We start from the raw sequence: 6,023 nt of genomic DNA on the forward strand, positions 1-6,023 counted from the left end.
GGGCATGGCACGAGCTAACGACGACGTCGCGTCCGCCCTGGAGGAGTACGCCGAGCTGTTCGCGATGAACGGCGGCGACGCCTTCCGGGTGCGCAGCTACCAGAAGGCGGCCAAGGCGATCGCCGGCCTCGCCGAGGACATCACGACCGTACCGGTGCGGAGCGTGCCCGGGGTGGGCGAGGCGATCGCCAAGAAGGTCGAGGAGTACCTGGGGCGGGGCGGCTTCCGCCAGCTCGACGAGTTGCGCGAGAAGGTCCCCCAGGGGGTGCGGCGGCTGACCCGGGTGGCCTCGCTGGGGCCGAAGAAGGCCGTCTTCCTGTACAGGGAACTGGGCATCGACTCCCCCGAGGCGCTGGCCAGGGCCATCGAGGAGGGGCGGCTGGAGGGGGTCAAGGGCTTCGGCGCCAAGACCGTGGAGAACCTCCTCAAGGGAGTCGAGCACCTGGCGGAGAACAGCGCCAGGATGCACACCGGGACGGCCATGGACCTGGCCGAGCGGGTGATCGCCTCACTGCCGGGCGCCGAGCGGATCGCCTACGCCGGGTCGCTGCGCCGGATGAAGGACACCGTCGGCGACATCGACGTCCTCGCGGTCGGCCCCGAGTCGCTGATGGACGACTTCAAGGCGCAGCCCTACGTCGCGGAGGTCGTCGCCTCCGGCCCGAAGAAGACCTCGATCCGCACCGCCCACGGCGTCCAGGTCGACCTGCGCCTGATCCCCGCCGAGTCGTGGGGGGCCGCGCTGATGTACTTCACCGGGTCCAAGGAGCACACCGTGCACCTGCGGGAGATCACCGTGAAGAAGGGCTGGAAGCTCTCGGAGTACGGCCTGTTCGAGGGGGAACGGGTGATCGCCGCCGCGACCGAGGAGGAGGTCTTCGCGGCGTTCGGCATGCCGTGGATCCCGCCGACCCTGCGCGAGGACGGCGGCGAGATCCCCGCCGCGCTCGCCGGCGAGCTGCCCGTCCTGGTCACCGTCGAGGACCTGCGGGGCGACCTGCACACCCACACCGACCTGACCGACGGGATCGCCTCGCTGGAGGACATGGTCGCCGCCGCCCACGCCCGCGGGTACTCCTACTACGCGGTGACCGACCACGCGCCCGACCTGGCGATGCAGCGGATGACCCTGGACAAGGCCCTGGAGCAGCGGGCGCGGCTGCGCGCGCTGCAGGAGCGGTACCCGGACATGCGGCTGCTGCACGGCAGCGAGCTGAACATCGCCCCGGACGGCTCGGTCGACTGGCCCGCCGAGGTGCTGGAGGGGTTCGACGTCTGCGTGGCCAGCGTGCACTCGCACTTCAACCAGTCGCGCGAGGAGATGACCCGGCGGTTCGTCACCGCCTGCGAGAACCCGAACGTGCACATCATCGGCCACCCCACCACCCGCAGGATCGGCGTCCGCCCGCCGGTGGACGCCGACTGGGACGAGGTGTTCCGCGCCGCGGCCCGCACCGGCACCGCGCTGGAGATCGACTCCTTCCCCGACCGTTCCGACCTCCCCTCGGACCTGGTGCGGCTGGCCCGCCACCACGGGGTGAGGTTCTCCATCGACAGCGACGCCCACGCGGTGCCGCACCTGGACAACCAGCGCTTCGGCGTCGGCGTCGCCCAGCGCGGCTGGCTCACCGCCGACGACGTGATCAACACCTGGCCGCTGGAACGGCTGCTGGCCTTCCTGGGGCGCTGAGATGGCGGGCGTCACCTGCGTCTCCCGCGTTGCCCGCGTCCCCCGCGTCCCCGGGCAGGCCGTGGCGGCCGTGGCGGCCGGGTCCACCGGCCGGGACGAAACGAGAGGGGTGACACCGGTGTTCCGCCCTTCGCTATTACAGACTTTCCTGGTAGGAAATAGATGTAGAAGAAGGGGTGGTGCCGGATGCCGTACGACAAGACCCGCCAGGAGACCGCCTACCGTCGCGACCGGGCGGGCGGGAACGGGATGACCACCGAGGACGGCGGCGCGCGGGAGGGGCGCCCGGCCTCGGGGATCGTCAAGCCGCTGCCGCCGGAGCTGTTCACCGAGCACGAGACCAACGCGGAGATGCGCTGGGAGGCCATGGGCGACGTCGGCTTCCACGTGCCCAACGAGCGGTTCTTCGTGCGCAACCACACCCGCACCCCGATCGTCGACGCGGAGTCCTGGCGGCTGCGCCTGCACGGCAGCGGCCTGGCCGCCCCGCGGAGCTTCGGCTACCGGGAACTGCTCGCGCTGCCCTCGGTGACGCGCGACGCGGCGATCGAGTGCGCGGGCAACGGGCGGAGCCTGTTCGCCTCCCAGCAGCACCGGGAAGCCGAGGGCACCCCCTGGGGCCTGGGCGGTATCGGGGTGGCCCGCTGGCGCGGGGTGCCGCTGGCCACCGTGCTGGAACGGTCCGGCATCACCCCGGACGCCGTCGACGTGATGGCCCGCGGGCTCGACCCCGCCTACGTGACCGACGACGGCGTGGACTTCGGGCGGGTGCGCCGCCCGATCCCGGTGGCCAAGGCGATGCACGACGTCCTGCTGGCCTACGAGATGAACGGCGAGCCGCTCCCGCCCGACCACGGCCATCCGGTACGGCTGGTCGTCCCCGGCTGGATCGGCCTGGCCTCGATCAAGTGGGTCGGCGACATCGAGGTCTCCGCCGCACCGCTGTTCTCGCCGTGGAACACCGAGTTCTACCGGATGTTCGGCGACGCCTACCCGCCCGGGGGCGGTCCCCCGCTGACCGTGCAGGGCGTCAGGAGCGCGTTCGAGCTGCCCTGGGACGCCACCCTGACCGCGGGGCGGCCGTACGTGCTGCGCGGCCGGTCCTGGTCGGGAGGCGGCCGGATCGCCGACGTGGAGGTGAGCCTGGACGGCGGCGCCCACTGGCAGCGCGTCGCGTTGCGCGGCCCGAACACGGCGGCGGCCTGGACCCGCTGGCAGGTCGTCTGGAGGCCGGAGCGGACCGGCCCGCACCTGCTGCTGGCCCGCGCCACCGACGAGACCGGCGCCGTCCAGCCCGACCACACCCCGCACAACGACTTCGGCTACCTCTTCGACGCCGTCGTCCGCCACCCGGTGACCGTCGTGGACGGATGATCCCGGCCCGTGCCCCCCGGAAGGTATGGTGACGGAGCGAAAGGGGAAGGATACTCACGGTGACGATCGGCCGGGCCGTCCGGCCGTCCCAGAAGGGCGGCCCCGGTCCCGCGGGGGAAACGAGAGGGAAACGTGCCGGGGTGATGATGGCGACGCGTGTCCCCCCTTCTTCCAGGAGGCTCGATCGATGCGCCAGCTGACCGCGCTCGACGCCCAGTTCCTCCATGCCGAGTCGGCGACCACCGCGGCCCACGTCGCGGGGCTGGCCGTCCTCGCCCCGTGCCCCGAGGGATCCGCGAGCTTCCGCGGCTCCGAGGGCCTCGAGGGCCCAGAGGGCCCTGAGGGCCCCGAGAGCTCGGCAGGCTCCGGGAGCTCCGGGGACGCCGAGGGCTCCGAGGGCTCCGGGGGCGCCGGGAGCTCCGGGGCCGTCACCCGCGAGCGCCTGATCGAGCTGCTGCGCGAGCGGCTGCACCTGACCCCGGCGCTGAGGATGCGGCTGGTCACCGTGCCGTTCGGCCTCGACCGGCCGTACTGGACCGAGGACACCGGCGTCGACGTGGCCGATCACGTCCACGAGGTGACCCTCGCGCCGCCGGGTGACGACGCCCGGCTCGCCGAGGAGGTCGCCCGGATCCACGAGCGGCACCTCGACCGGCGCCGCCCGCTCTGGGAGATGCACCTGATCCACGGCCTGACCGGCGGCCGGGTCGCCCTCTACGCCAAGGTCCACCACTGCGCCATCGACGGCGTGTCCGGGGCGGAGACGATCGCCGCGCTGCTTGACCTGACGCCCGAGCCGCGCGCCGTCGAGCCGCCCGCGCCCCCGGCCGCGCCGGCGACCACCGCCCCCGGCCTGGCCGGGATGCTCGCCGGGGCGATGGCCAGGACGGTGCTGCAACCGGCCCGGACGCTGTACTCGCTGGGCCGCATGGCGGCCGAGCTCGACACGATGCCGCTGGCCTCGGCGCTGCCGGGCGCCCGGCAGGTGGCCGCGGCGGCCACCCGGATGGTCACCGGAAGGATGGAGGAGCTGCCCGAGCTGCCCGTGCTGGCGGCACCGCGCACGCCGTTCAACGGCCCGATCGGCGCCGAGCGGCGCTTCGCCTTCGGGTCGATCCCGCTCGCGGACGTCAAGCGGATCGCCAAGGACGCGGGGGCCAGCGTCAACGACGTGGTCATGACGCTCTGCGCCTCGGCGCTGCGCGCCTGGCTGCGCGAGCGCGACGCCCTCCCCGACCGGCCGCTGATCGCCGCGGTCCCGGTCGCGCTCCGCGACGGCGGGTGCGGGCGGCTGGGCAACCAGATCTCCGTCATGGTCACCCCCATCCCGACCGATCTGGCCTGCCCGCGCGAGCGCCTGCGGGTCATGGCGGGCACGATGCGCGCGGCCAAGCGGCGCTTCGCCGGCTCCCCCGCGGGGTGGCTGGGCGAGCTGTCGTCGATGCTGCCGGCCGCCGTCACCGCGCTGGCGACCTCCGCGGTGTTCCGGCTGGCCTCGATCGTGCTGCCGCCGGTCAACCTGATCGTCTCGAACGTGCCCGGCCCGCAGCTCCCGCTCTACCTGTGCGGGGCCAGGGTGCTCGCCTACCACCCCATGTCGGTGCTGACCGACGTGAGCGGCGGGGTCAGCATCACCTGCTTCTCCTACGACGGCTCGCTCGACTTCGGCATCCTGTCCTGCCCGGACCGGGTGTCCGACGTGTGGCGGCTGATGGACCACCTGCGAGAGGCCATGGACGAGCTGGGGGACCTCCCGCAGACGGGGGGCCGGCGAGCCCCGGCCGACCTCGGCGGCGGGGACGCCTCCCTGTTCCGGTAGGTCATGTCGTGGCGTCCGGGGTGGAAGCGCGGCTCGCGGGGCCGGTCGTCGCCGATGCCCGGCAACCGCGCGATTATTCGCGAAATAGAGTTAGCCCATGAGCTTTTCTGAGCTGAACCTGTTCCCTCTCTGCCTCGGCGGCAACGTATTCGGCTGGACCGCGGATCGAGACGACTCGTTCGCGGTGCTGGACGCCTACGCCGAGGCGGGCGGCAACCTCGTCGACACCGCGGACCTCTACTCCGGCGGGGTGTCGGAGACCATCGTCGGCGAGTGGATGGCCTCGCGCCGTAACCGCGACCGGATCGTGGTCGCCACCAAGGTGGGCATGTGGGGCGAGCGGCCCGGCCTGTCGGCGGCCAACATCCGCGCGGCGGCCGAGGACTCGCTCCGCCGGCTGGGCACCGACCACATCGACCTGTACTGGGCCCACGTCGACGACGCCGACACGCCCCTGGAGGAGACCCTCGGCGCGTTCGACGAGCTGGTCACCGAGGGCAAGGTCCGCAACATCGGCGCGTCGAACTACGGCGCGGAGCGCCTCAGTGAGGCGATGCGGATCTCCGAGCGGGACGGCCTGGCCAGCTACGGGGTGCTGCAGCAGCACTACAACCTCCTCGAACGCGACTACGAGGGGGCCCTGCGCGACGTGGTCATCGAGCAGGGGCTGACCAGCACGCCCTACTACGGCCTGGCCCGTGGCTTCCTGACCGGCAAGTACCGTCCCGGGGTCACCGTGGACAGCCCCCGGGCGGCGAAGGCGGCGGAGTACCTGGAGTCGGAGCGGGGCCCGCGGGTCCTGGACGCGCTGGACAAGGTGGCCGCCTCGCACGGCGTCGCCCCCGCCACCGTCGCGCTCGCGTGGCTGGCCGCCCAGCCCACGGTGGCCACGCCGATCGCCAGCGCCCGCAACGTCGAGCAGCTGCGGCCGTTGCTGGCGGTGGCCGACCTGACGCTGTCGGAGGACGAGCTGGCCCTGCTGGACGAGGCGTCCCGCTGACCGGCGGGTGAGACGAGCGGGGGGGGGGGGGGGGGGGGGGGGGGGGGCCCGGGGGGGGGGGGGGGGGGGGGGGGGGGGGGGGGGGGGGGGGGGGGGGGGGCCCGGGCCCGCCCCCCCCCCGGGGCGGGGGGGCGCGGCCC

At 73.6% G+C, this 6,023-nt stretch carries 4 protein-coding genes; all 4 read left to right on the forward strand.

Annotation, left to right across the window (positions count from 1 at the left end; translation table 11 throughout):
* The first annotated feature begins 4 nt into the window (after window positions 1–4).
* The 4 genes from polX (at window position 5) to ACIBCT_RS30295 (ending at window position 5,883) form a co-directional block, all read left to right on the forward strand.
* Window positions 5–1,690 (forward strand): DNA polymerase/3'-5' exonuclease PolX, encoded by a 1,686-nt coding sequence (polX, locus tag ACIBCT_RS30280; protein ID WP_399194324.1) that lies wholly within the window; start codon window positions 5–7, stop codon window positions 1,688–1,690.
* A 186-nt stretch (window positions 1,691–1,876) separates the two neighbouring features.
* Window positions 1,877–3,064 (forward strand): sulfite oxidase, encoded by a 1,188-nt coding sequence (locus ACIBCT_RS30285; RefSeq protein ID WP_399194326.1) that lies wholly within the window; start codon window positions 1,877–1,879, stop codon window positions 3,062–3,064.
* Between the two features lie 187 nt (window positions 3,065–3,251).
* The gene (locus tag ACIBCT_RS30290) at window positions 3,252–4,883 is read left to right on the forward strand and encodes a wax ester/triacylglycerol synthase family O-acyltransferase (protein ID WP_399194328.1); all 1,632 of its coding nucleotides are present in this window, start codon (window positions 3,252–3,254) and stop codon (window positions 4,881–4,883) included.
* A 97-nt stretch (window positions 4,884–4,980) separates the two neighbouring features.
* On the forward strand, window positions 4,981–5,883 hold the full coding sequence (locus ACIBCT_RS30295; RefSeq protein ID WP_399194330.1) for an aldo/keto reductase: 903 nt from the start codon (window positions 4,981–4,983) through the stop codon (window positions 5,881–5,883).
* Window positions 5,884–6,023 lie beyond the last annotated feature (140 nt).

It is taken from the genome of Streptosporangium sp. NPDC050855 (genome assembly GCF_044456585.1).
Lineage (GTDB): Bacteria > Actinomycetota > Actinomycetes > Streptosporangiales > Streptosporangiaceae > Streptosporangium > Streptosporangium longisporum.

Bases quoted from the DNA above. Each gene is read 5' to 3' on its own strand.
- ACIBCT_RS30290 (WP_399194328.1), top strand. From the start codon at position 3,252: ATGCGCCAGCTGACCGCGCTCGACGCCCAGTTCCTCCATGCCGAGTCG.
- polX (WP_399194324.1), top strand. From the start codon at position 5: ATGGCACGAGCTAACGACGACGTCGCGTCCGCCCTGGAGGAGTACGCC.
- ACIBCT_RS30295 (WP_399194330.1), top strand. From the start codon at position 4,981: ATGAGCTTTTCTGAGCTGAACCTGTTCCCTCTCTGCCTCGGCGGCAAC.
- ACIBCT_RS30285 (WP_399194326.1), top strand. From the start codon at position 1,877: ATGCCGTACGACAAGACCCGCCAGGAGACCGCCTACCGTCGCGACCGG.